At 63.9% G+C, this 24,602-nt stretch carries 19 protein-coding genes; 8 read left to right on the plus strand and 11 right to left on the minus strand.

Annotated elements, in window-relative coordinates; genetic code table 11:
• Window positions 1–45 precede the first annotated feature (45 nt).
• Window positions 46–1,524 carry an AMP-binding protein gene (locus tag AB0J91_RS08435; protein ID WP_363865446.1) on the minus strand — a complete coding sequence of 493 codons (1,479 nt, stop codon included), beginning with the start codon at window positions 1,522–1,524 and terminating at the stop codon, window positions 46–48.
• A gap of 244 nt (window positions 1,525–1,768) precedes the next feature.
• Between AB0J91_RS08435 and AB0J91_RS08440 the strand changes: the two genes are divergently transcribed.
• Window positions 1,769–3,046: a helix-turn-helix domain-containing protein gene (locus AB0J91_RS08440; RefSeq protein WP_363865448.1), complete on the plus strand. Its 1,278-nt coding sequence runs from the start codon at window positions 1,769–1,771 to the stop codon at window positions 3,044–3,046.
• A gap of 200 nt (window positions 3,047–3,246) precedes the next feature.
• On the opposite strand, the gene AB0J91_RS08445 is transcribed toward AB0J91_RS08440, so the two are convergent.
• Entirely contained in the window at window positions 3,247–4,059 is an 813-nt protein-coding gene (locus tag AB0J91_RS08445) for a hypothetical protein (protein WP_363865450.1), read from the minus strand.
• 708 nt (window positions 4,060–4,767) lie between these two features.
• Here AB0J91_RS08445 and AB0J91_RS08450 point away from each other — a divergent pair.
• The 3 genes from AB0J91_RS08450 (at window position 4,768) to AB0J91_RS08460 (ending at window position 10,541) form a co-directional block, all read left to right on the plus strand.
• Window positions 4,768–6,150 (plus strand): hypothetical protein, encoded by a 1,383-nt coding sequence (locus tag AB0J91_RS08450; protein WP_363865452.1) that lies wholly within the window; start codon window positions 4,768–4,770, stop codon window positions 6,148–6,150.
• Between the two features lie 264 nt (window positions 6,151–6,414).
• A complete protein-coding gene (locus tag AB0J91_RS08455) occupies window positions 6,415–6,798 on the plus strand; it encodes a hypothetical protein (protein WP_363865454.1) in 384 nt (127 codons plus the stop codon).
• Window positions 6,795–10,541: an AAA domain-containing protein gene (locus AB0J91_RS08460; RefSeq protein WP_363865456.1), complete on the plus strand. Its 3,747-nt coding sequence runs from the start codon at window positions 6,795–6,797 to the stop codon at window positions 10,539–10,541. The genes AB0J91_RS08455 and AB0J91_RS08460 overlap by 4 nt, the downstream gene beginning before the upstream one ends.
• 310 nt (window positions 10,542–10,851) lie before the next feature.
• On the opposite strand, the gene AB0J91_RS08465 is transcribed toward AB0J91_RS08460, so the two are convergent.
• From AB0J91_RS08465 to AB0J91_RS08475, 3 genes are all read right to left on the minus strand, one after another.
• The gene (locus AB0J91_RS08465) at window positions 10,852–11,352 is read right to left on the minus strand and encodes a DUF6624 domain-containing protein (RefSeq protein ID WP_363865661.1); all 501 of its coding nucleotides are present in this window, start codon (window positions 11,350–11,352) and stop codon (window positions 10,852–10,854) included.
• A gap of 159 nt (window positions 11,353–11,511) precedes the next feature.
• Window positions 11,512–12,450, minus strand: a complete 939-nt coding sequence (locus tag AB0J91_RS08470) for a hypothetical protein (RefSeq protein ID WP_363865458.1) — start codon at window positions 12,448–12,450, stop codon at window positions 11,512–11,514.
• A 98-nt stretch (window positions 12,451–12,548) separates the two neighbouring features.
• Window positions 12,549–14,717 (minus strand): tetratricopeptide repeat protein, encoded by a 2,169-nt coding sequence (locus AB0J91_RS08475; protein WP_363865460.1) that lies wholly within the window; start codon window positions 14,715–14,717, stop codon window positions 12,549–12,551.
• Between the two features lie 198 nt (window positions 14,718–14,915).
• Between AB0J91_RS08475 and AB0J91_RS08480 the strand changes: the two genes are divergently transcribed.
• Entirely contained in the window at window positions 14,916–15,818 is a 903-nt protein-coding gene (locus tag AB0J91_RS08480; protein WP_363865462.1) for a YDG/SRA domain-containing protein, read from the plus strand.
• Between the two features lie 682 nt (window positions 15,819–16,500).
• Here the strand turns inward: AB0J91_RS08480 and AB0J91_RS08485 are convergent.
• The gene (locus AB0J91_RS08485; RefSeq protein WP_363865463.1) at window positions 16,501–16,857 is read right to left on the minus strand and encodes a hypothetical protein; all 357 of its coding nucleotides are present in this window, start codon (window positions 16,855–16,857) and stop codon (window positions 16,501–16,503) included.
• Window positions 16,858–17,463: 606 nt separating this feature from the next.
• Here AB0J91_RS08485 and AB0J91_RS08490 point away from each other — a divergent pair.
• Window positions 17,464–18,489: a hypothetical protein gene (locus AB0J91_RS08490; RefSeq protein WP_363865465.1), complete on the plus strand. Its 1,026-nt coding sequence runs from the start codon at window positions 17,464–17,466 to the stop codon at window positions 18,487–18,489.
• Window positions 18,490–18,493: 4 nt separating this feature from the next.
• Here AB0J91_RS08490 and AB0J91_RS08495 read toward each other — a convergent pair whose 3' ends face one another.
• From AB0J91_RS08495 to AB0J91_RS08515, 5 genes are all read right to left on the minus strand, one after another.
• Complete coding sequence (locus AB0J91_RS08495) at window positions 18,494–19,384, minus strand: pyridoxal-phosphate dependent enzyme (RefSeq protein ID WP_363865467.1); 891 nt, start codon at window positions 19,382–19,384, stop codon at window positions 18,494–18,496.
• 225 nt (window positions 19,385–19,609) lie between these two features.
• Window positions 19,610–20,623, minus strand: a complete 1,014-nt coding sequence (locus tag AB0J91_RS08500) for an LLM class flavin-dependent oxidoreductase (RefSeq protein WP_363865469.1) — start codon at window positions 20,621–20,623, stop codon at window positions 19,610–19,612.
• Complete coding sequence (locus tag AB0J91_RS08505; protein WP_363865471.1) at window positions 20,604–21,788, minus strand: MAB_1171c family putative transporter; 1,185 nt, start codon at window positions 21,786–21,788, stop codon at window positions 20,604–20,606. The genes AB0J91_RS08500 and AB0J91_RS08505 overlap by 20 nt, the downstream gene beginning before the upstream one ends.
• Window positions 21,789–21,790: 2 nt before the next feature.
• Complete coding sequence (locus tag AB0J91_RS08510; RefSeq protein ID WP_363865473.1) at window positions 21,791–22,747, minus strand: hypothetical protein; 957 nt, start codon at window positions 22,745–22,747, stop codon at window positions 21,791–21,793.
• Complete coding sequence (locus tag AB0J91_RS08515; RefSeq protein ID WP_363865475.1) at window positions 22,740–23,228, minus strand: hypothetical protein; 489 nt, start codon at window positions 23,226–23,228, stop codon at window positions 22,740–22,742. The genes AB0J91_RS08510 and AB0J91_RS08515 overlap by 8 nt, the downstream gene beginning before the upstream one ends.
• A 261-nt stretch (window positions 23,229–23,489) precedes the next feature.
• On the opposite strand from AB0J91_RS08515, the gene AB0J91_RS08520 reads away from it, so the two are divergent.
• Window positions 23,490–23,909, plus strand: a complete 420-nt coding sequence (locus AB0J91_RS08520) for a WhiB family transcriptional regulator (RefSeq protein WP_363865477.1) — start codon at window positions 23,490–23,492, stop codon at window positions 23,907–23,909.
• Between the two features lie 12 nt (window positions 23,910–23,921).
• Entirely contained in the window at window positions 23,922–24,599 is a 678-nt protein-coding gene (locus AB0J91_RS08525; protein ID WP_363865479.1) for a hypothetical protein, read from the plus strand.
• Window positions 24,600–24,602: the final 3 nt, after the last annotated feature.

Genomic DNA, 24,602 nt, shown 5'->3' on the forward strand with positions numbered 1-24,602 from the left:
CGCACGCCCATACACATTTCGTACGGGCGGGAAAATGTTCGTTCGCTAGCTCTGCGTCAGGGCGCCGTCCGCGATCTGCCTACGGAGCGACGGCTTGTCGATCTTTCCCACCGGATTCTTGGGCAGCGATTCAATTACTTGAATCTCGGCGGGGAACTTGAACTTGGACACCTTCCCCACCAAGTGTTCACGTATCTCGCTCTCCTCGAGGATCGCGCTGCTCACGAGAGAAACGAAGAGCACAGGTTCTTCACCGAGAACCGGGTGGGAGCGCCCGACAACGGCCGCTTCAAATACCTCGGGCAATTGGTAGACGACGTTCTCGATCTCCTTGGGGTAGATGTTCTCCCCACCGCGGATCAACATGTCCTTAGCACGATCGACGAGGGTGAGGTAACCGTCCTCGTCGAGGAAGCCGATATCGCCGGTCCGAAGCCACCTGTCTCCCGTGATCGTCGTGGCGGTCTCGTCCGGTTTATTGAGATAGCCGCGCATGACGTTCGGTCCGTGGATGAGGACCTGGCCGACCTCACCGCGGTCGATTTCGTCCCCGTCCGCGCTGACGATGCGGACCGACTGACCCGGCAGGGGAAGCCCGACGGTGCCGGGTTTGCGCGTACCGCGAAGCGGGTTGATCGTGCTGGCGCACGTGCCCTCCGACAGCCCGTACCCCTCGACGATCGGCACGTCGAAGCGGTCCTGGAATTTGCTGAGCAGCTCCACGCTCGCGGGTGCAGCGCCACAGACCGCGAACCGGAGAGACGACGTATCAGGGGTAACGTCGCTCGGGAGGTCGGCCAACTTCGCGTAGATCGTCGGCACGCCTGAGAAGTAGGTCGGGCGAGAGCGCTCGACATGGTCGAAGAACGACCTCGCGTCGAAGCGTCCCGCGATGGAGGCCCGGCCTCCGGCCAGCAGCGGCGACAGAATGCTCACGACGATGCCGTTGACGTGGAACAGCGGCAGAATCAGCAGACTGTGCGCCGCGTCATCGAGCTCGAACGCCTCGATGATCATCGAGCACATCGCATCGAGGTTCCCGTGATCGAGCATGACCCCCTTGGGGCGACCGGTGGTCCCGCTGGTGTAGATCAGCAGAGCGAGATCCCGGAAACTCGGTTCGCGGCTGAGTGCCCCGGTTGTTTCCCGGGGCCCCGCGAGATCCGCGATCACATCAACCGATTCGGGAATGTCCACGACACGCTCCGGGGCCGTGATCACGACTTTCGCACCTGAGTCGTCGAGCTGATAGCTGACTTCAGCCGTGGTCAGCGACGGGTTGATCGGCGTGACGACCGCGCCCACTTGCCATGCGGCGAACATGCCCACCACGAAGGAGGCGTTGTTCGGCAACATGATCGCAACGACATCTGTTTCTGAAATACCGCGAGAACGCAGAACGTCTGCCGCCAGTGCAACCGCGGAGGAGAATTCGACATTCGTCAACTCCACCGAATCGTCCGCGATTGCCGGCCCGTCGGGATCCTGCGCAGAACGCGCATCAGGCAAAGCCGAGAGATGCATGAAAACTTCCTGGTGACCTCGTTGTAACCCTGGCTCATCGACCATACGAACCGATCTGTGAGGTGCACCATGTCCTGCCATCATGAAGAATCACATCGTCTTCGTCTCGGGGAAACAAAACCACCAGGCGGACCGTCCAACACCGAGGGCCCAACATCGAGGATGTGTCGTGGCAGATCAGCAGGCACGTCCAGCCGTTCGAAACAGTTGACGCCGCGCACCGGCCACTGGCTACTGTTGCCCAATGACGACAGGAGCGGAGCGCAGTGACCGCGACGTTGTAGACCAGTGGGCGGCAGTCGTAGCGGCCGAACTCAACAGCCGACTGGCCACGGAAACCCGGGTGATCAAGAAGGTCCTGGAGTCGAAGATCGTCGAACTCCGCGGAGACGCCCGGCTGCTCGAACTGCTGGGGGCGAGCATCGAAGGCAACGTCGACACCATCCTGCACACGCTGCAGCACAACATCGCAGCAGAGCACATCGAGGCGCCCTCCGCCGCCATGGAGTACGCCCGTCGGCTCGCCCAGCACGGGGTTCCTGTCAACGCGCTCGTGCGCGCGTATCGGCTCGGCCAGCGGACCTTGCTCGACAGCGCCCTCAGAGAGCTGGAGATCACGGATCTCGACGCGGAACTCCGTTTGTCGGTCGCGCACCGCATCGTATCGGTGGTTTCCGACTACATCGACTGGATCTCACAACAGGTGGTCGACACGTACGAACGTGAACGAGAGCGCTGGCTTGCCACTCGCAGCAGCGTCCGTGCCGTGCGGGTACGCGAACTCCTCAGCGGACAAGACCCACAAGTCGGAGCCAGTGAAGCCGACCTCGGCTACTCGATGAGCCAGTACCACCTCGCCCTGATCCTGTGGCTACCCGACAGCGGAAACGAACGCATCAACGATCTCGAGCAAGCGGTGCACAACATCGCGGAGTGCACGGAGAGCCAAAGGCCGCCGCTGTTCGTCGCATCCGATCGGGTTTCGGGCTGGGCGTGGATCCCCTTGGGGAACCGCTCCGCCGTCGATCTCCCCGCAGTGTGCCGGCGTGCGACCGAGTGCGTCGACTCGCTTTCCGTAGCAGGAGGAACGCCTGCTTACGGGCGTGCAGGCTTCCGCGAAAGTCACAGACGTGCACATCTCGCACACGAGATCGCGCTGTTGGCGAACGACGGCCGACGTGTCACCTTCTACGACGAGCCAGGGTTGCCGACGGTCGCCCTTCTCAGCAAGAACATCGATGACACAAGGAAATGGGTCAAGGATGTTCTGGGACCACTCGCCGCGAATACCGACAACGCTCAGCGGCTTCGCTGCACGTTGCGCGAGTTCCTGTTCAGAGGCTCGAGCCACAAAGCCGCCGCTGAAGTGCTCAACCTTCACTACAATACCGTGAAGTACCGAATCAAGAAGGCCGAGGAAGAGCGCGGTTGTCCAATCGGGACGGATCGTTTGGACGTCGAACTCGCGCTCCACGCTTGTCAGTGGCTGGGCACATCGGTCCTCGAAACCGCCCCGGCGTGACGTGCCCACCCGAAGTACGAGAAGGGACTCCTCCACTGGAATACGCCAAACACAACTTCGGCATCATCCGGAACAGTACGGCATCTCGGCTGAATCCCCATAGGTGTCGATCGTCTACCAGGCACTCTACGAACCTTTTCCAGAACGTCTCACTGTCCACACAGGCCAAACACGTCGCAGATGCCGGATCAGCGCCCGAACTACTCAAGCGCTGAGTTTGACAGCCTACTGCACGATGGCACTGCCTTGACCCTCGCCGTCGACCACGCGAACTTCCGCTGAAACACCAGCCAACAGTCGCAGGTTCCAGGAAATCTCGCGTTGGTCGAGCAGGTGGCCCATTCGGTCTTTTTGGTGGCTAGGTAGTGAAGGTTCGTTGGAACGGCACCGACTGCGAGCGGTAGACGGTCCACAACGGTTACGCCTCCGGCCTCTAACTCCTTGACCTTGGCAGGATTGTTGGTCAATAGCTGAACTTTCGTCACGCGAAGATCGCGGAGTATCGCTGCGGCGGCGCCGTACTCACGCGCATCGGACGGTTCGCCGAGGTGGAGGTTCGCATCCACAGTGTCCAGACCGGTGTCTTGCAACTCGTAGGCGGTCAGCTTCTTCTGCAACCCGATCGCGCGACCTTCGTGCCCGCGCAGGTACACCAGCACACCGCCCTGCTGACCAATCCGGCGCGCCTTGTGCTTGTTCACCGCCGTCGCCGCCGAGCGGGTCTCGATCATCCACGCTTGAAACGCCTCGACGTGATCACGAGTGACCTCGGCCGGGTCGTCCGCGGCGTCGTCGGCGTCGGGGTCCGGGGAGTGCTCGGCGAGGTAGCGGGCCAGCTGGCCGGCGGCGAGCAGATAGTTGTAGCGAGTGGTCTCGGGATGGTTCACCGAACGCAAGCTGCGGTCCCAGCCCCGCAGGTATCCGGCCCACACGCTCGACAGGCCCTCGGTGAGCTTGCCAAGATCAAAACCAGCCATTTCAAACTCCGTAGTCAAGGTGTCCATGAGCGGCATGCTTGACTCCGCGCAACGAACCAAGAACACAAAAAGAGGGCTTCCGCTGGCTCACCTGCGGAAACCCTCTCACCGGTCGGGACGGCGGGATTCGAACCCACGACCCCTTGACCCCCAGTTGTGTCCACAAGAGACAGACATGCTCGAAATACAAGAAACTGCAGTGTACAGCGGCCTTGGAATTGCAATTACATGCAGTTCGCTTCCGTTGCGGAAGGCCCGTTCGCTCCAGTTTCGCTCCTGCTCCAGGTCCGAGCCAGACAGTCGCACCGCAGGTCTGATCCACCGTTTGGCCTTCGAGTGGTAACCACAAGCGCCAGCCGAGTGGAGCAGGCTGGCACCCTCCACCGCATCTCCTGTGGTGCTTGACTGTCGCGAGCGGGTGGCACTGCGGGGATCACTGACGAACCGATCGAGCAGTTGATCAACAAGACGCTTACCGGTAATCAGTCAGTTGGATCCCGCTCGCTCCTGATTCGCTTCAGGACAGCTCAAACGAGCTTGTAAAGCCCATCACCAGAAGATCCACGCCCAAACGCAAAACAGCCCGCTGGCCAGTGCTTGCACCACATCACCGTGGACCAACCAAGATCCTCTACCCACATCACTCGTTGCGCGGAAGCGCACGTGTGATCGAAAACGTAGCGTTGTGCTCAATGTCGATCACGAAGTACCGAGCGCAGTCTTCCTAGTGGTCCCATTGGGGGAATGGTGTTGAAGTCGGCAGCAGAGGTGCTGGGCGATCTCGCCCAATGCTCGAGTATCTCCCTCCACTCGGATTCCGGGCTGGTTGGCGCCGTGGCCGCCGCCGCAGCGGAGGACGACGAGAAGCGTGCGAAGAAGCAGGCGGAGGAGGAAAAGGCGAAGGACGAGGAAAACGTCCTGCGGCGGAAGCCCGAACTCCAGCCCATACCCGTGTGGGGAGAGCGATCCGTTCAGCTGACGCCGTGGGACGTGCTGCATGTGCTCGGCCAGGCAATCGCGCTGTCGAGACGAGGAGCCGCGCGTGGACTCGCCGAGCACTGGGGTGCGCTGAAGTACAGCCAGGCACTGACCGGCGATACCGGCTCCTTCATGAAGCTGTCCGCCGAGGGCAAGGTGACGGCGGACTACTACAAGGCCAACCAGTCGAGCGAGCTCGGCGTCGGCTTCGCACTGGCGCTGGCCCAGCGGGTTCTGGCTCAGCGCCATCCGGACCGCGTCGTCTCGATCGTGCCCGCGGACACAACGCTGCGCGCCGGCTGGGCTCTGACCAGCAGAGAGAAGGGCCGACGAAATAGCTACCGGTACCGACCGCAGTTCTTCGCCGAGCTGTGGAAGCCGGGAGCTCCCTCCCTGGCGTTCCCGATCGCCTGCAAGGGCAACCACAGCAATGCCGCCTACTCCCATGGCCAACTCGCCTCCGCATCGGCTCACGTGGAAGCGGTGCACATCGGCCCCTGGAACGAGACACCTGCGCTGATCTTCAGCACCGAGCTGCCCCTGGACGGCCATGTCACCGTGCACGCCCTCTGCGCAGGGGGAAGTGGCGGCTGGCTGGGCCGGACCCACGCCGAGGGTGGTGGCCTGGACGTCAAGCTCAGGGACGAGAACCACTTCCCTCACATTCAGCTGCCCGCCAACGGCAACGACACGCCTACCTCGGTTCCCGGCTTCCACGTCACGCGGGAGCTGTCCGATTGGTTCGGAACGGTGCTCGCGCGTACGGCCGCCGCTGGACTGACGGCTTTCGCTGGCAACGGCCTCGAAGCGACCGCCCAGTACTTGACCGAGCGCCAAGGGCGAAAGCACTTCACCGGCTTCGCGCACGCGGCTGCCGGTAGCGTGCAGGATGCGGCCCACACCCTCCTCGGCATTCGCTTCATTGGCACCGACCACGTCTTCCGGCTGAACGGGACCCGCGTTGAGGCGTTCTCCGGTGTAGCGAAGGACCTGCTCCGTCTCTTGGCTGAAGGACGAGTGGAACAGTACCGCCACGAGATCTACGAGCGCCGCTCTGCTTGGCCCAGCAAGTCCTGGGACGACTTGTGGGACGGACCGGTGTCGGTGCACCCGGATGGGACCGTGCTCGCCATGCGTCTGCTCCCTTGACGGGACTATTCGATCTGAAGCCGCGTACCGAACCGCCGACCTGCAAGCACAGCAATCTCTCACAACGTCGGGCCCACCCGTCGATGATCATCTCCGTCACCTCGTCGCTCCGGAGGGTCTCCAATTCGAACGAGCCGATTGTGGGGCGCTCGGTTCTGCGGCTACTCCATACGGGCGGCAGCCTGATCAACTTGAACCGCGTTTCGCTGCGATCGTTCTACCCTTTCGATCGATCTTGGACCGCGGAGCGATCGAGAGGACGACATGGCAGAAGGCGCGCGGACCTATCGGCTCGAGGTTCTCGCCGGCGGTGACCCGCTGCGGGAGGAGCGGTGGACGCGGTCGTTGCGCGACGACCTCGTGCAGGTTGACGGGATCACGGTCGATTTCGTCAGACAGGCTCCCGGCGCTCCTGGGAGCAAGGGTGGTGTGCTCGCTGATCTCGCTTTGGCGGTGGCCGCTGTGGCGACTTCGAAGCCCCTTGCTGGTGTCTTGACCACCGCCATTACCGAATGGTGCAGTAGGGAGCAGCACCGCAAGGTCCGCATCACCCGGGGCGACGCCGAGTTGGAGATCACTGGCAAGCCCCACGCCGACCAGCAACAGCTCGTGCGGGAGTTCATGGACAAGTTCGAGGACGACGCGTGAACCGACGCGTGCTGCGACGACGCGCACTGCTCATCCACACCGAGACCTACCAGGACGATCGCTTCCCGGCGCTGCCGTCGACGCGCGCCGATACCTGGCAGCTCAGGCAGGTCCTTGAACACCGCAACATCGGAGCCTTCGAGGCCGTCCGCGTGGTCGGCGACCTCACCGCGGACGACATGCACGCCGAAGTTTCCGAGTTCCTCGAAAGCTGCGAGCAGGACGAGCTGGCACTCCTCTACCTGAGTGGCCACGGTGCGCGGACACTCGAGACGACCGGCGAGTTCTACTTCGTCGCTGCTGACACCGACCACGATCGGCTCGCCGAGACCGGAGTCAGCGCGGGGTTCGTCAACGAGCGGCTCGAGGAGTGCTGGGCTCCGCAGAAGGTCGCGATGCTGGACTGCTGCCTCAGCGGCGGGTTCACATTGGGGTTCCGCACCGCCGATCGCGCGCGGGGCACCGTCAAGTCCGCGACGGCGTCTCCCCTGAACAGCCGCGGTGTCTACGTGTTGAGCTCATCCGGACCGCTGGAGGAGTCGTTCTCCGGTGCGAACACACCGGAGGGGTCTGCCCCATCGGTGTTCACCGGAGCAGTGGTCGAGGCGCTGCGGACTGGCAGGGCAGCCAAAGACGGCTCCGGCAACGTATCCGTGGACGACCTCGTCGATCATGTCACCCGGCAGTTGCGCGGTCGGGGCGGGCAGATTCCGACCAGGTCGTCGCTGGGGGTCAACGACCGCATCGTGATCGCGTCGTGCCCGGTCGGTGAGGCACCGGTGCTCGCTCTTTCGGCACAGGCGCCGCAGTCGAAATCGCCAACCGGGTCGACTGCTGAGGGCGGCGCCGTTCAAGCTTCTAAGCGCTCGGCCACGTGGAAGGAACTGATCGAGTACTACCGCGCGTGCGTGCTCGATGAAAGCTCGGAGATGCCGTACTTGCCCGTGGCCGATCATGGCCGCAGCTACGCCTGCCTCGCCGGCGCTGAGCGCCTCATCTCCGGCGACCTCGATGAGCACGGCACCGCCGAGATTCCCGATGAAGCGGCCGAATTCCTCGAGAACGTCGACAAGCAGGATGAGCTCTGGGCGGGCTATCCGGCCGTCGTGCTCAACCGGCCGCGCAACGGGAAGCCTTGGGCGTCGCCTCGGTTCGCACCGCTACTGATGCGCCGCGTCGAAGTCACCGGAGATGAAGAGGGCCTGACGCCCCGGTTCCGGCCGTACGGGCCGGTGGTGCCACATCCCGGACTGGCCGAGGACCAACTCGGGTCGGAGCAGGCCAGCCACCTTATCGAGACCTACCAGCCGACGTGGCACACAGGCCAGCACAGCCTCCTGGCCACCGACGCCCGCAACCTGCTCCGGCACGAGTTCGAGCTGCAATGCGTGCAGGAGCTCCGCCCGGAGTTTCTAGACGAACGCATCGACACCAACTCACCGGGCGACGGTGCCCGCAACGCCGCAGTCCTCATCCGAGTTCCCCGCACCGGTGGCGCGAGCACGAACCTGCTCAAGGACCTCGAATACATCGCCGACAACCATCACAAGATCGCGGAGACCGCGATGAGTTGCCTGCTGTCCAGCGCGAACGACGAACGAGCGGCTGAACTCAGCACTGCGGTTACCCCGCTGCCGGCGAACGAAGCGCAATTGGCCGTGCTCCGTGCAGCAATGTCCCAGCGGCTGACGGTAGCTACGGGACCGCCTGGAACGGGCAAGAGCCAGCTCGTGGCCAACGCCGTCGCTACAGCAGTCGCCAACCAGCAGTCGGTGCTCGTCGCCTCCACCAACAACCAAGCGGTGGACGAAGTCTGGCAGCGCTGCGATCGGCTGCTCGGGGACAGCGTGGTGCGCACCGGTTCGTCCTCCGGCCAAGAGGACTACCGGCAGCACGAAGCCGACGCCCTCCAACGTCTGCTGAAGTCGAAACCGCCGCAGATCAACCTCGCCACAACCCTCGCGAAACACACCGGAAGCAGCAAGCAACACGATCGCGTCTATCGAGACCTCGCCCGCAAGGCAGAGGTGGAGAAGCAGCTGCTCGATGCCGCGACCGACAGGGAACGACACGCAGGACACCTCGGACACACGCCAGGTGAGCTCGCGAAACGCCTCAGTTTTCGGCCGGAGGTGTGGGAAGGCCGGGCCCGGCGACTCACGAACGCATGGTTCCTCGGTGCGTGGCGCCGTGGGCGACTGTTGCGCAAGCTCGGGCTCGATTCTGCGCAAGACACCCGGACGGTGTGCCAGCACGTGGCCGACTTCGCCGGGGCGGAGACCCGGTGGCGTCGACTTCGGGACGAAGTGAGTGCCACGGTTGCCGACGAGGATCTCGCTGCTTCCCTCAACGCCGTCGACACGGCCGTTCAGGAAGCGTCCCTCACGGTGTGGCAGGCGTCCCATACCAGCGGGGTCAGTGGGGGCAAGGCCGCCATCCGCGCCCTCGTCCAGGCGACCGCCGGCAACTCATCTGACTGGGCAGCCCTGCGCGCCGTCCTGCCCCACGTGCGTAGTTGGGCGACGACGAGTCTGTCTGCCCGGCGGTTCCCGACTCATCCGGGGCTGTTCGACCTCGTGATCATCGACGAGGCCAGCCAGTGTTCGATCCCTCAGGTACTGCCGCTGCTGTTCCGAGCACGGCGTGCGCTGATCATCGGCGACGTCATGCAGCTCGCTCACATCACCACGATCCCCGCGGAACGCGAGGCGCTCATCCGACGCCGCACCGGTATTAGCTCGACATTCCTGGAAAAGCACAAGCTGTCGTTTCGCCGGCACTCCGCGTTCCGCGCCGGCGAGAGCTCTCGCGGCGGCAGCCTTCTGCTTGACGAGCACTACCGGTGCCACCCCGACATCGCCGCGGTGTCGAACGAGCTCTTCTACGGCGATGCGCTGACCGTGCTCACTGATGTCCGCGGTCGCCCGGCGGTGAACAGGCCGGCGGTGGCTTGGTCCCACGCCGCAGGACGGCCTCAGCGCGCGCCGTCGGGCACCTCGTGGATCAACCACGAGGAGGTCCGCGCCGTAGCGAAGTGCGTCGACTTCCTCCTCACACACCTACCGGCTAACGCGACGATCGGTGTCGTGACGCCGTTCAAGTCCCAGCAGGCCCTTCTCTCCCGCCAGTTGCGGAATGACGACAGGGTCCGTGTCGGCACAGTGCACACCTTCCAAGGCGGCGAACGCGATGCCGTGGTCTTCTCGCTCGTCGCTGGCGAAGCAATGTCCCCGGGGGCGATCAGCTGGGTGAACCGTCAGCTCAACCTCTGGAATGTCGCGATTACCAGGGCCAGATCACACCTGATAGTGGTCGGGGACAGGGAGTTCTGGCGTCACCGCGGCGGTACCGGTGGAGAACTCGTGCGCGCAGCAGAAGAGGCCGCGGCCAGCGAACGCGGTGCGACCAGGGCACCCGATTCCCTCGTGCAGCGGCTCTACGACCTCGCCTCGGTGGTTTCCGAGACTGAGGCCGAACTGGGGGCGAGCCTCAACGGATACCCCCTCGACGCACTGCTCAAGTACAGCGACGGGACCTCCCGGCCACTGCTTCTTGACCGGAGCAACGGTGAGGATTTGGCTCCTGCGCGCCACCTCCGGTTGATGCTGCGCCGACGTGACCTGCTGTCCCCGCCCGACGATGGACCACCCGCCGTCCGCCTACCCGCCTGGATCCTCTACGACCAGCAAACTGCGCTCGCCGAACTCGGGCTCGCCAACGCGGACGTGCCCGAAAGGATGTAAGCCTGGCTGGTTGAATAGTCAAACCGACAATGTTGGCGGTCGAGGCAGCGGTCGCCTGGTTGCATGGACCCCGTAGCCTACGGATCCGCTCGGAACTCGCGACGACCAACTCGCCCACTGCATGAACCGGTGACGGCGTCACTCCCTCGATCAGTAGCTCCGATCGTGTCTGTAAGTAAGCACCGCCGGGCCAAGTAATAAGGCCACCGCAGCGAAGAAAGGTGAGCCGATATGCCTGACGACGAGGCACGTCTGCTTCCCTTGGACCAGATCAGCGGGAAGACCTGCGGAGCTCTACTGGTCCATGTTCCTAGGTCTGCGTCGCCAGATCCGTGTGGCTCCAGGCGTTGGCCAGATCGCACTCGCTGATCAGCGGCAGTCCGAGAGCCGCACGCCTGGGATTGACATGCGCGTCAGCGAGAGGGAACAAGCGCACCGTCGACCCGGTCGGTCCTCCCCACTGCGTGCCATGCCGCTGCGCGAGGCCCTGCTCGACCCGGACCCTGTCCTCGAGGAAGGCCAAATCTCTCGCCCGAGCGTCACCGCGCTCAACCGCTGACCTCAGCAAGTCGAGCCACGCGGCACGGTATTCGGATGAGGAATGCTGCGCCAGCAACCACGCGGCATGCGCCCCATCAGCACCGACAAGCCGATGACCCGGCCAGCCCCGGCTCCCGATGATGGCCGCTAGCCAGCAGGTGTTGTCCGCGTTGATCCGTTGCACCACGCTCCATGCGCCACCGGTGGACACCGCCTCGCGAGCCCACTGATCCTTCCTGGCTCGGCGCAACAGCTCAGCGCGCAGCCACATACCCACCGCGCCACACCCCCAGCTTCGGGCTGTCAAGTCACCATCACAGCGCCCCACCAGCGAAAGCCTCGCTCCCGCTCTAGGCACCGGCGCAGGTACGCGGAGGCCACGCTTGGGGATTCGCGCAAGCGACCGAGCCTCTTCTTGCAGGGCGGGACATTACCGATGTTTGTGCTTGACGAATTTTTCGACGTCTCTGCGCATGACGGTCCGGAACTCGTCGCGCAGCGACGTCAAGGTGGGGGTTGGGGCAGAGGTTGCTGCTGCTAACAGGTCAACCACTGAACAGGTCAGCATCTGTCCTTGCCATCCCGCGTACACCGCGAGCACTTCCAATCGGTGTACGTCGTCCCAGTCCAGCAAGAGATAGCCGAGTAGCTGCCGCAGCCATCTTCCGACTGGCGGGGAGGGCTCCCTGGTGAGCTTGATATCGACTAGCGTGTTATCGACGACGAAGTCGGCAACGCCAAATCCCTGACCCAGCACAGGTGCAACACAAACATGGGACCCAAGGTGATGAAACGCCGCACGGCCGAGCTCGACATACTGCGCCCACACCTTGTCCAACGCATGCCGCGCCTGGGGATCAGAGCCAAGTGATGCATCGTCGGTGACCATCGCAAACCACCGCCGCCGCTGATCGATTCCCCAACCCGGGTGCCTGTGCGCCAGTTGCTCCACTTCCATCAGGTCCAAGCACGTCGCCAGTGCTCGATCCTCATCCTGACGACCGACGGGCTTCGGGCTGGTTGCACGCTTCCACTCCCACAACGCTGGTTCACTGGAGTCCGCGGAAGGCAACCTTTGAGCGCGCTCGGGCTCAAACCCCACAGACTGAAGCAAGTCCGAGTATCGCTGTGGCGGGAGGTAGGTCAGCAGCCCTGCTGGTTCGGGACGCCGGCCGAGGTCGAGGCCAATCCGAAGCTCCAGAGCTCGCCCAACATCATCCCAGCGCTCGAACGAGCCATACTCTGGTGAAGGCGTCACATTCAGTGACTCCGCCCAACCGTCCTCGACATAGCCCCGATGAGGCAAACGAGCACGCAGAAAGCCCGACAGCGCGCTCGCGGGATCCCCTGCTTGATCACCGATCGGCATGCCCCCACAGTCTCAGAACTCACCGACATCGAATCTCGCCTCAGAAAGGCGCGAGAGATGCCACCGTCTGTGATCCGCGACCGGCGGTGGCGCGCTTGCTAACCGCCGTGCTCCGTACCGTCAACGTCCACGGTGTTTTCCTGTCGACTGACGGAGCCGGATCTGTGAGTGTTGAGCGCTTTTAGCCTCGATGCGATGCGGTCAACGTCGGCGTAGCGGCCTTGTTCTCGGTAGATTGTGCTCGCGCGCTGCCAGCAGGCGGCGGCCTTGTCTGGATCTTGGTCTTCGTACACGGCCGCGAGGTGATCGAGTGCCTCGGCTTGCCCGGACGTGTCGCCCAGTTTCTCGTACAGCTCGAGCGCCAGTTCAAGGTGTTCAACGGCCTGTTGGTGTTTCGCGCTGTATCGTGCGATGCGGCCGAGGCTGACGCGGGCGCGGGCTTCGCCGCTGAGGTTGCCGGTCCGACAGGACCACGCGAGGGCTTCACCGCAGATGTGTTGTGCATGCTCGTGGTCGCCGAGCTTGGCTGTGTACCAGCCGACTTCGTTGAGAGCATGGGCGCCACTGACTTCGACGCCACGTTGCTCATACAGCCGCAGGGCACTCTTCGCGTGTTCGAGTGCCTTGGAGTGGTTTTCCTGCTGTCCCCATGCATCGGCCATCGCCCGGTGGGTGTGGGCCTGCCCGAGCTCGTCTCCGTCACGCTCGGCCCCCGCGAGCCCTTCGCGGAGGTGAGTGAGAGCGTCGTCGTGGCGCTCAAGCCGTGTGCAGGCCCGTCCGAGATGCCTGTAGGAACGGGTGCGCAACTCGGGATCCGCGAGGTGGTGCGAAGCGTGGGCGCCGGCTTTCCATGCTGCCAGGTTGTCGTGAAAATGTCCCTGCCGGAGCTGGAAGGTCGTCATGGCCCACGCTAGCTGCCACACAGCAGCATGCCAGCCCCGCGTCACGGCAAAGTGCTGGGTAGCGAGGAGGTTCGCCCGTTCCGTGTCGAACCATGCCCACGCCGCGTCTTCGTCGGCGAGGCTCAGAGGTTGACACCCGGGCGGCAACTCGGACAACGCGATCGGCGCGTGGTGTGGCGCGATGAGCAAGTCGGCAGCGTGCGCGGTATGTGTCGAGAACTCGACGAGCCGCCGACCCGCCTGGTTGACCTCGTCGTCGGAGAGGTCTTGGCGAGCTCGTTGTCCGGTGTAGAGACGAACGAGATCGTGCATGCGATACCGCCCCTGAGCCTCTCGACTCACCAGGGACACGTTCTCTAGTGCCCGCAGGCTGGACTTTAGGGTTTGCATCGGCACGCCGCTGAGGCTTGTCACGGCGGCGAGGCTAATATCGGCCCCCGGCGCCAGGCCCATGAGACCGAGCACACGAGACTGGTGCTTGTCGAGCGCCTGATATGACCAGGACAGCACCGCTTCCAGGCACGCCGTGGGCTCGCCGGCGTCGAAGGCTTCCAGACGCGACGACCGATCACGAAGTTCTGCTGCCAGCTCCGCGAGAGGAATCTGCGGATCGAGTACGGCACGACCAGCAACGATACTCAACGCAAGCGGGAGACCCGCGCAATAACGAATGAGCTCTGCGACCGCCTCTGCCTCGGCGTCCAAGCGTGCCTGTCCGACACGCCGGGCCAGCAGTGCGCGCGAATCCGCCTCACCCAGAGTGCCAACCTTGATGGGCTGAGCATTGTGCCGGGTCACCAGGCCGGCGAGCCGATCACGACTGGTCACCAACACCGTGCAGGTCGACGTCCCGGGGAGCAACGGCACAACCTGGGTACTGTCCCTGGCATTGTCGAGCACTATCAGGATCCGGCGGCCAGCGACCAAGCTCCGGTACAAGCCCAGCTGGGCGTCCAAGTCCGGTGGCACGTCCTGGGACGCAACCCCCAGAGCGTCGAGAAAGCCGCGCACTGCCTCGCGAGGCGTCAGCGGCTCGTCGAACGGGTCGAACCCACGAAGATTGACGAACAGCTGCCCATCGGGGAATCGCTCGGCGTGCTTGTGCGCCCAGTGCAGCGCGAGCCACGTCTTCCCGATACCCCCAGCGCCGCCAAGCGCGGAGACAACCACAGTTGACGCCAGCTGCGACTCGGCATCGAGCGCACTGGTGAGGGCTGCGAGCTCTGTTTCCCGACCCGTGAAGGCACCGGGAGGTTCAGGCAGCTCACGAGGTACGGACACCGGACGCCGGGCGGATTCGTGGAAGTGAACGTCACCGTTGACCTCACCGGCCTGCAACAGCGAACCGACGACCGCAGACCCCACCTCATTGTGCACCTCGCGCCCACGCATAAACGATCAGTTTGCCTTAACCGAGCTCCAGGCAGCAGCTGGGTCCTAGCCGCAGAACGACCGCCCTCCCCTATGGAACTCGGAGCGCCATCACTCGTTGCTCACGCAATCAGGCTGACGTTGTCGCAGCCCGGATCAGTGCGTCAGGCCGTGTATCTACGCTTGTTGGTCATGGTGAACGAACGCGTCTACGGCCACATTCCCGGATTCCCCGAAGGCACCCACTTCTCGAACCGGTTCGAGGCCCAGCAAGCTGGCGTCCACCGCCCTGGGCAAGCGGGCATTTCCGGCGGGAAAGACGGCGCTGACTCCATCGTCGTGTCCGGCGGCTACCCCGACGACCTCGACTTCGGCGACGAGATCATCTACACCGGACACGGTGGTCAAGACCCCAACACCGGTCGCCACATCGAAGATCAAAAACTGATCAAGGGCAACCTCGGGCTCGTGAGGAGCTACCTGGACCACCGACCGGTCCGCGTCATCCGCGGGGCCGGCGGCGATCCCCAGCACTCACCCGAAACGGGCTACCGCTACGACGGCCTCTTCCGCGTCGTCGGCTACTGGCACGACACCAGCCGCGACGGCCCCCAAATCTGGCGATACCGACTCATCAAGCTCGCCACAAGCGACGAGACTGCTGACCTACCGGCCCTCGAGGACGCCCCGCTGGAACCAGCACGCCGAGCTGAGCACCGCAGCGAACGACTCGTCAGAGACCGCGCTGTCGCCGAGCGAGTGAAAGCTCGCCACAACCACCATTGCCAGATCTGCGGCATCCAACTCACAACAGCAGCCGGCCCATACGCAGAAGGAGCACACATCCGCGGACTCGGACGACCCCACAACGGGCCCGACCACGACAGCAACATGCTCTGCCTCTGCCCCAACGACCACCTCCTGTTCGACACCGGCACCATCTACATCGACGACGCCTGGACCGTCTGGAACGCGGCCCAAGACAACCCGATCGGAACACTTCGACAGGCTCCACGACACAACATCGACCAGGCGCACATTCGCTACCACCGAGAACACCAAGCCATAACCCGGCCGCGGGTGAAAAGACGGTGAAGGCCTCGGACTCTCCGAAGCCCTGTCGACTAGTGCTTCTCTTCCACCGATTTTCGTCCGCGATCGATCACTGCGTCTGCAATGCGCCTGCACCCGCCTGGTGGCAATGCGAGCGGCCTACGTCTCCTACCGACACGGCCGCGACTTCCCCGGGATCATTGGTCTGGCCGAGTTCAGCGGGAATCAGGATGCCCCTGGGCTCGAAACCGGTGGGTCAACCACATCTGCGGCCGGATCCTCGGTGAGCTGACGCGCGGCTTCCTCGTCCACCTCGCGATAGGTTCGCGCAGCCTCGCCAGCTCGTAGCCCATGTCCCGGGCAACCGACCATGCTGCGCAGAACTCCGCGAACTCGGCGTGCACCCATTCATGCCCGTACCCATCAGCGCCGCCGCACAGTGGACCGCCTTCGGACCGACCAACGTCGCCATGCACTCGGTCAGCATCGAGGGGGAAGCCGGGTCACGGGGCAGGGCAAATACTCCTCGCTGATCTACAAGTTGTTCTTCAGGGCTTCGAGCACGCGCGCCATGAGTGCCGGCGTTGGCTGCGCCCACCGCTGAGGGGGCGGTTCGCGCACCGTTGGTATGGGCTGGGTGTGTATGTCGTCTGCGAGATCGCCGCTGAACCAGCCGTAGCCGTCGGGCTTTCGGGCCAACGAGTCAAGACCGAGCTCCAGCGATTTAGCCGCCACCGGGCAGCCACAGTGAGCTGGTAGCGCGACGAGTGATCATGGGTGCATCAGGAGTGCCGTGTGGAGGCAAGGCGAGCAATGCACTGACGACCTCCTCCACCGTGCCGTGTTGCTGCCAGAGCGGGGCACCGTTGGGATAATCTTCGGCTCGGTACCGTGCCGCGACGGCTTCGGTCATGTCTCGGATCGTGTATGTCTCGATGACGCCGTCGTGCAGTCGTTGAGCATGGATCGCCATAACGGTGCGGTCGGTGCTGTCGCACAGGTGAAGGAATTGGAATCCCGCGTCCACGCTTCGTCGCACGGCGGCGATATGCGGCGATTCCTCTCCGCGTGGTTGTGTCATGGCCTCCCACCCGAAGCGTGGTGAGCGGCGGCCCTGTCAGAGGGAAGGGCTGGTGACATGGCTGCGCCCGTAGCATCGCTGCTTGGCCCCGTCACGCATACATTATGGAGAGACCGAGCAGGGCGAATGTGAGACAACAACCGCCGGGGCCAAGATCGTTTGCGTTCAGTACGGCGCCTCGGAGCCCGTGTCAGGTCAGGCTGGTACGAAGTGGCACGGACACGGACCTGAGCCCGGCAGCGCCCGCAGCGCGCTCCCGGGGGTGTAGCTAGTGACACTGGAGTCACCGTGTGCCCGCACAGAGCTAGAGGATCAGTCCTATCTCGAATTGCGCGCCCTGCCTCGTCGTCGTTGATCGCGTGGTCGCGCTGGTCTGCCGCGCTGGTGAACCACGTGATGAACACACGCTCGTCTTGCGATGTCATCGTCCACGTTCCCCGTGTTGATCCTGCCGTGTCGTGACACCACAAAACCGCAGTTCAGGCAAGCATTCCACCCCGATGTACGGTGATCTTGCCACGCATATCTTCCCTGTTGAACCGGGAGAAAATGCGGCACACTGACGAACACGTACGGTCACCGCGATCGACGGAGGAAGGGGATGCGATGCCAACCGCGATCCGCAGCGTGCGGCAGGAACAGCGCCAACTGGCAGCCGACCTACGTGCTCAATCGAAGACGTGGGCTGAGGTGGCGCAGGTGTTTTCCGAGCGCTACCACGTCAACATGCGAGCGGCGTTTCGCCTGGCGCACGGTTGGAGCCAACGTGAGGCCGCCGACGCATGGAATGAACGCTGGCCCGCCGACCCCAAGACGTTCAAGAACTTCTCCTACTGGGAGCAATGGCCCGCCGACACCGGGCACGCACCCTCCCTGGAAGTCTTGGGAAGGCTCGCCGAGTTGTACGCCTGCAAGCTTTCGGACCTTCTCAGCGACGAGGGCGACTACCGCTCCGCCGATGACGCGCACCGGCACAGCGAGCAGCTCGCGGCGCTGGGTAGCAGCGCTGACGACACCATGCGGGATTTCGTGACCCGGCTCGACCAGGTCGACGTCCATGAACTGGCGAACATGGCGACCACATGGGCGCAGAGCAGCGGCAACGGGACGAGCGTCAACCGGCGCTCCCTGTTGCTCAAGGTCAGCGCCGCGCTGTCGCTCGCCTCCACCAGCCCCGCGCTCGCCGACGACGCCGAGGCCCACGCCGCCACGCTGGCGCAGTCAAGCGATGATTTCTCCGGTATTTGGCACAGTCGCTACGTCTACCCCAGCACCGGGCGCGCCAAGAACTTCACCGGCGAGCACTACGTCGTCTTGCGCCAACACGGTGCACGGCTGCTGGGCCAAAGCGTGCCGCACACCCTCGGTTCACGGCTACGCCTCGAACTCGCCGTGGAGAAATCCGTCGCCACCGGGTCATGGCGCGAAAACACCTCGCCCACCGGCTATTACAAAGGCGCGACGTTCCACGGCACCCTGCAAATGGTCATCGACCCCTCCGGCCGCCGCATGACCGGGATGTGGCTCGGCTTCGGGCGCGACTTCAGCATCAACAGCGGCGAATGGGAACTCACCCTTTGCGAAACCACGATCTCTAAGACCACCCAGCGCGCCTACCACGACAAGGTTTAAGAGCTCAGCTCAGCACCGCCACGATCGTTGAGTCATGCGGGAACTTGCCGGAGGCGATCCGCTCGAACAAGCCGTACATCATCTTGGCCTCGTACACCCAGTCCAAGGTGACGCCGTGCCGAGACTCAAAATCCGTGATGAAGGAATCCAGCTCAGGCTTGCGCTTCGCGTAGCCGCCGAAGTGGAAGTCATAGTCCAGCACCCAGTTGTCCGTCTCGACACTGAAACCCTCACGCTGAAGACGCCGCACCTCCTCATCGAGGAACTGGCCGCCCTTCAGAACCGTGAAACCGAGGACACGACAGCGACTGGACAACCCGGCCGCGATTCCAGCGACAGTTCCTCCGCTACCAGTGGCACAACAGAAAACATCGCAATCGATCTCAATCTCGTCCGTAAGCTCGGCACAACCGCGAACGCCTGGCCCGTTGCTGCCACCCTCCGGCACCACATAGCAAGGACCGAACTCCTCGGCGAGCGACGCCAGCACATCAGGCTCGGTCTTGCGCCGGTAGGTGGTGCGATCCAAGTACGTCAGCATCATCCCCCGGTCGACGGCGTAGGCCAGGGACTCGTTGAGCGGCAGATGCTCCTCGCCCCGAATCACGCCGACCGTCTCGAATCCGAAGTAGTGTCCGGCGGCGGCCGTCGCGCGAACATGGTTGGAGAACGCCCCACCGAATGTCAGCAAGCGCGTGTGCCCCTGCTTTCGTGCCGTCGCCAGGTTGTACTTCAGCTTGCGCCACTTGTTACCGGGCACCTCGGGGTGGATTAGGTCATCCCGCTTGAGATAAACCCGGACACCGCGCTCGTCCAAACGCTCATCGCACAGCCCTACCAGCGGCGACGGCAAGTTGACCGCCAGCCCACTGGAGTCAGCTCCTGCCGTGTCCACGACCCCAGGATAAGACGCACAGCGGAAACGCCCCGACTCCACCCATCGCAGGTAACTCGGTCAAGCCCGTGATGATCTAGTTGGGATTCAATCCGGTATCATGCCCTACGCCTCGGCGGCCCGTTGTGGATCGGCAGCCAGTTCGGCTAGATGTCCGTCTTCCGCGGGAGTTACTTCGACCAACTCCATGAAGCAGCCATCACCGGACCAGAGCTCGAAGCACTGCTACTGCGCATCTCCGCCAACCTCCGCGACCAGCTCGTATGAGCGGCGCCGGTCGCCGTGGTGGTAGATCGGCGTCGTCACCATAATCTCGCCGGGGTGGAAATGCTTGATCAACACGTTGAGCTTCTGACCCACCGTTTGCAGGGATCCAGCCATCAAGCCGCGTGTGTGGTGGTCGACGGTGGCGCGCTCTTCGGACGAGTAGTGCACCTTCGCCGCGTCTTCCGGCGCGGGAAGTCGTATGCGGTTTCCCTTCAAACGACTCAGGATCTTGAGCCGAGTCGGCCCGGCCAACCATTCAGCACGGGCGTCCGAATCGGCGGCGATGACGGAAACACTGACGAGAGATCGCGGAGTCGGCACGCCCTCCGAGGGCTGGAACCGTTCACGGTAAACCTGGAGCAGTTCGCCGCATTCCGGGTTGAGGTGATGCGCAACAGCGTAAGGAAGCCCTGCTGTGGCAGCGAGCTCTGCACTGGCGACGCTCGTGCCGAGAATCCACGGTTGCGGACGGTTTCCGATAGCAGGGACCGCGGTCACAGTCCCCGGCTTCGGCTCGCACTCATCGAAGTAGGAAAGCAGCTCACGAAGCTGTTCGGCGAAGCCTCTCTGGCCTTCGCCTGTGCGCCGAATCGCGGACGCCGCGCGCGATGGTCCACCCAGCGCACGGCCGAGTCCGAGATCGATTCGTCCTGGGTAGAGCGCTTCGAGGGTGCCGAATTGCTCGGCGATGATCAGAGGCGAGTGGTTCGGAAGAAGGACACCGCCGCTCCCCACCCGCATGCCTCGAGTGGCCTCGGCGAGGCGTCCTACAAGGACGGCGGGAGCCGCGCTGGCCACGCCACGCATGCTGTGGTGTTCGGGTACCCAGTACCGGTGGTACCCGAGCGTGTCGGTCAGACGCGCCAGATCGACAGTATTGCGAAAGGCCTGGCGGGCGTTGGAACCTTCGACGATCGGTGCGGTGTCGAGGACTGAGCGGCGGACTCCTCCGTCAGTCTCTGACTGTGTCATGGAGGTCCTTCCTGATTGCCCCGCGCGAAGCGAGTTCGTTGCTGAGCTGGATCATCCAGCGTGCGCGTCGGCGCCAGCTTCCATCGAAATCGGGCTCGATAACCGGGTATGGCGGTTCGGCGGGAGTGGGCGTCTCGTGGCTCCAGCGTGCCTCGCGCACCGCGATGCGTGTCTCCAACCCCGCTGCGACGGCGTCGGCCGCGTGTCGTGGGTTCCGTGCATCGTCATTGGGCGGTGGGCAGTCACGTGCCAGCTCTGCAAGGCCGTCGGTGATCTCCGCTGTTGTTCGTTCGAAGTCGTCATCGGGACGCGGGCGGCCACTGTCGCTGTTTTGGTGATCGAGCGCGATGTGCGGAAACTCGGTGGTGAGCGTGCGCCATAGCGGCGTGAGCTGCTGTGTGTAGCGGGCGCGTAGTGCCATTTCGTAGCGTTCCCTGGTCGCGACCACCACGCCGGCCAGAGGGGCGAAGGCCAAGCCCAGCGCGAGGAGAAGCTGCCCACCGAGCTGCCCGATCGAGTACAGCGTGCTCATGAAGACCAGGTCGAGGTCACGTGTGACGAGTCGGATGCCGTAGCGGACGAGCGAGATGGCGTTGACTCCGAGGGTCATGCCGGCACTGCCCAAGATGACGAGACCGAACGCGGCCCGCGCGAGTGGGTGCTGCAGACGGGTGAGATAGCCCCCGGCACGGCAGATGCCCAGAATCCAGACGGCGAGTGAATAGCCATCCATGGACAGGTAGAACACGGTACGCTGCCAGGTCTGTTGTCCACGGCCCTGCGCCTCTGGCCAGACCAGCAAGACCACGGCCATGACAGCTAGGGCAAGCACGAGCACGCCAAATTCGACTCGTGCTGTTCGTACCCGTGCCGCCATGGGCTTGCGCTGGTCCGCGAGAGCGAAAAACGCTGCCCAAGCGTAGGCCATCACCATCCAACAGCCGTTGATGATGACACCCCATGCCGGGCCGAAGAAGTCCTCGATAGGTTCGAGGAAGGGCGTCTGGATGCCGAAGACGGCCGCGAATGACAGGGCCCACAGGCCCACGACCAGGATGCGGAGGGCGAAGTCCTGTCGTCGACGTGTGAGCTGGTCGGTCTCCCAGACCGTGACCGCCAGGATCACGACCGCTTTGAACAGGCGCAACGCCATCTCGAAATCCATGATCACTCCTGAACTACGAAACCGAACGCGCCTGCGATACCGCGCTCTTCCGGTGAAGCGCCTGGTCGCAGGCCGTTGGGTCGTGGTCGTTCCCTCGCCAGGCCGGCCAGAATTCGTGCTCCAACCTCGGCTTCCCATTCGCGCCAGTCCGAGTAGGCGTTGTCCGTGCCGAGGTCAGCGCCGCAGGTCAGTGCGTCACCAAAGTCCAAGTGCCGGCGAAGCAGGTGAATGAGTTCGTGTGCGATCACCAGGTCGCGCTGTGGTGCAGGAGCTGTCCGTTCGTAGAAGATCGAGTCGATTCGGCTTTGCTGCGCCAGGTGACCAATCGACGTGGTCGCGCCGAGATCGACTCCTTTCACCTTGATGCGTCGGCCTCGGTACGCGCTCAGGCGCTGACACAGGTCGACCGGATCCCAGGGCGGGCGGACATCCAGCGCGGCAAGCACGTCTCGGCAAAGGTCTTCTAGTTGAGCCGCGCTCATCGGGCCGGTGAGCGTTGAACTCCAGATTCGGAGCCGGGTCCTGGCCTCCGGCGCGGCCTGCGGCGTTTCCTCACCGAGGGGTGACGGCGCCCGGAGTCCAACGAGGACTCGCCTGAGCTGGTCCCACCGTGGTTCCGGCAACGGGCTGAACACTCGACACAGGCGGTGTTCGTCGAGGCCGCAGTCGCGCAAGGCACGCTGGACGACCTGTTCGTAGGCACGGGCCACAGCCGACGGGTCGGAGCCGAAGAACGCCGGGTCAGTCCCGAAGAATCTCGCTACGGCGCTGAGCAGATCTGGTGTCGCGGGTTCACCGTGCCGGTGCAAGGCGATCTTGATTTGGCTGGCCCCGACGCCCTCTCCTACATCAGCATCGGTGTATGGACGGCGTCCGGTCTCCGGGTCGAGGACCGTTACGACGTCGAACAGCCAGTTCAGGCGGTCGGTGACTGAGCCGATGCTCTCGGCGCTAGTCATCGGCTTCCTCCGACTCGTCATCCGAGCGCAACGCCTCGGCGAGAGCTCGCATCATCCTCGCGCGTTCGCGTGCGGCCGTGACGTTCGTGGCGCCGCGGTGGCCGACCTTGGCGACTCCGGACTCGCGCATCGCGCGCTGAAGCTCCTCGGAGGCGGTTCGAAGTTCCTGTTGCGCTGCTCGCTCTGCATCCAGTTTGGCGTGCAGCTCCTGCTCGCGGTCGGCGAGCTCGGCTTCGACCTCGGCAGCTACCGCCGGGTCAGTGAAGTAGCCGGTTCGGACATCAAAGAACCAGGCGATGACCTCAAGCGTTCGTAGTGTCGGGTTCGTTTTCACGCCGCGGCGCAGCTCCGACAAGTGCGACTCGGACAAGTCGCGCCCGGCTTCCTTGCACGCATTCACGACCTCCCGATTCGTGAACACTCGATCGGGTGAGCCTTGAGGGCGTTGAACGTCGAACAAGCGGTTGAGCCGCTCGCCCACAGTTTTAGGCGGTGTTGTTGACGGCATTCGCCCTGACTCTTTCGGCATCACAGCTCCCCAGGTCAGCGTTGCGAAGCAAGCATGACACCGCAGAGCGATCCTCGCTAGCGATACCCGCGTATCGATTGACGGAGAACCGATTCGTAGTAGCGTAATTCTCATCGAGCTCGAAAAGATCAAAATTCGCTCGATTTGTTCGACCCCTCCAGCTGGAGATCAATACATCTGATTCAACATCATTTCCTTACCAGGGGCGCTGTCATGAAAAATCCGATCAACCGGTATTGGGAAGTGTTCGCTGAGGGCAAGTGCGCGCAGCATCCGTTCTCGGCCGACTGGTTTCACGAAGACGCTCGTGGCGGGCGTGCTGTGGAGCGGCAACGGTCGCGTGCCCAGCAGGCGTGTTCGGGATGCCCGCTGCGGCCGCAATGCCTGGCGATGGCACTGGAATTCGAAGCCGATGACGGTCATTCGTGGGGTATCTGGGGTGGGGTGAGTGCGCGCGACCGGCGCGAGGTCCTGCAGGCACTTGCCGCCTCCGGCGCCCCACGCGATGCCGTCGACTTCGATCAACTCGCCGTGAACGTCTTGGAACCCGGCGAGGTGGGTCAGGCCCAGGTGATTCCACTGCCTCGGCCGAGGCAACTGGGTCCCTTGCCGTTCGTTCGTCGGATTGCGTAGCCGGAGAGAGTCATGGAGATCCTCCGCGCCACCGTCGAACCGATAACGGCCCACTTTGGCGTCGTCGTGATGGCCGGCTTGTGGGCATCGCTGGGAGTTGGAGTGGCTGTCGGCTCGGCGTGGGTGATGCGGCGCTGGGTTCCGACCGTGCTCAAGCCCGCTCCGTTCGCTGGGCTCGTTGTCACCTGCGCATTCGTCTCGGTTGGTGTCGGTGTCATCTTCGGTGGAGACCCTGCGTTGCCAGCGTGGTGGTGGTTGGGCGTGATCGGTGTCGGCCTCAGTGCGATCGATCTGCACTGTCATCGCTTGCCTCGGACGTGGGTGCTTGCCCTGGTGACGGGCGGGCTTGTGGTCTTCGTGTGTCTCACGGTCACCGGATCCGGCGGTCTCACACCGTTGCTGCGAAGTTTCGGCGCGGTGCTGCTTGTCCTGGCGGTGGGAGCTGGTATCTACGCGGCGGCGCCCGGTTGGCTCGGTTTCGGTGACGTGACTTTGCTGAGTGCGTTGGCGGCGTTTTGGGGCTGGCTGGGGTGGCGCACCGTGCTCTGGGGCCTGTTTCTGTCGCTGGTCGTGCTCGGTGTCGTGGCCGCTGTTGCGTGGCTGATGGGCAGGCGTGGCGAGGAAAGTCGTATCGCCGCTGGTCCCAGCATTGTTCTCGGTGGCTGGATCGCCATCGTCAGCTATTCATGAGGA

The organism is Saccharopolyspora sp. NPDC049357, from assembly GCF_040677225.1.
Taxonomy (GTDB): domain Bacteria; phylum Actinomycetota; class Actinomycetes; order Mycobacteriales; family Pseudonocardiaceae; genus Saccharopolyspora.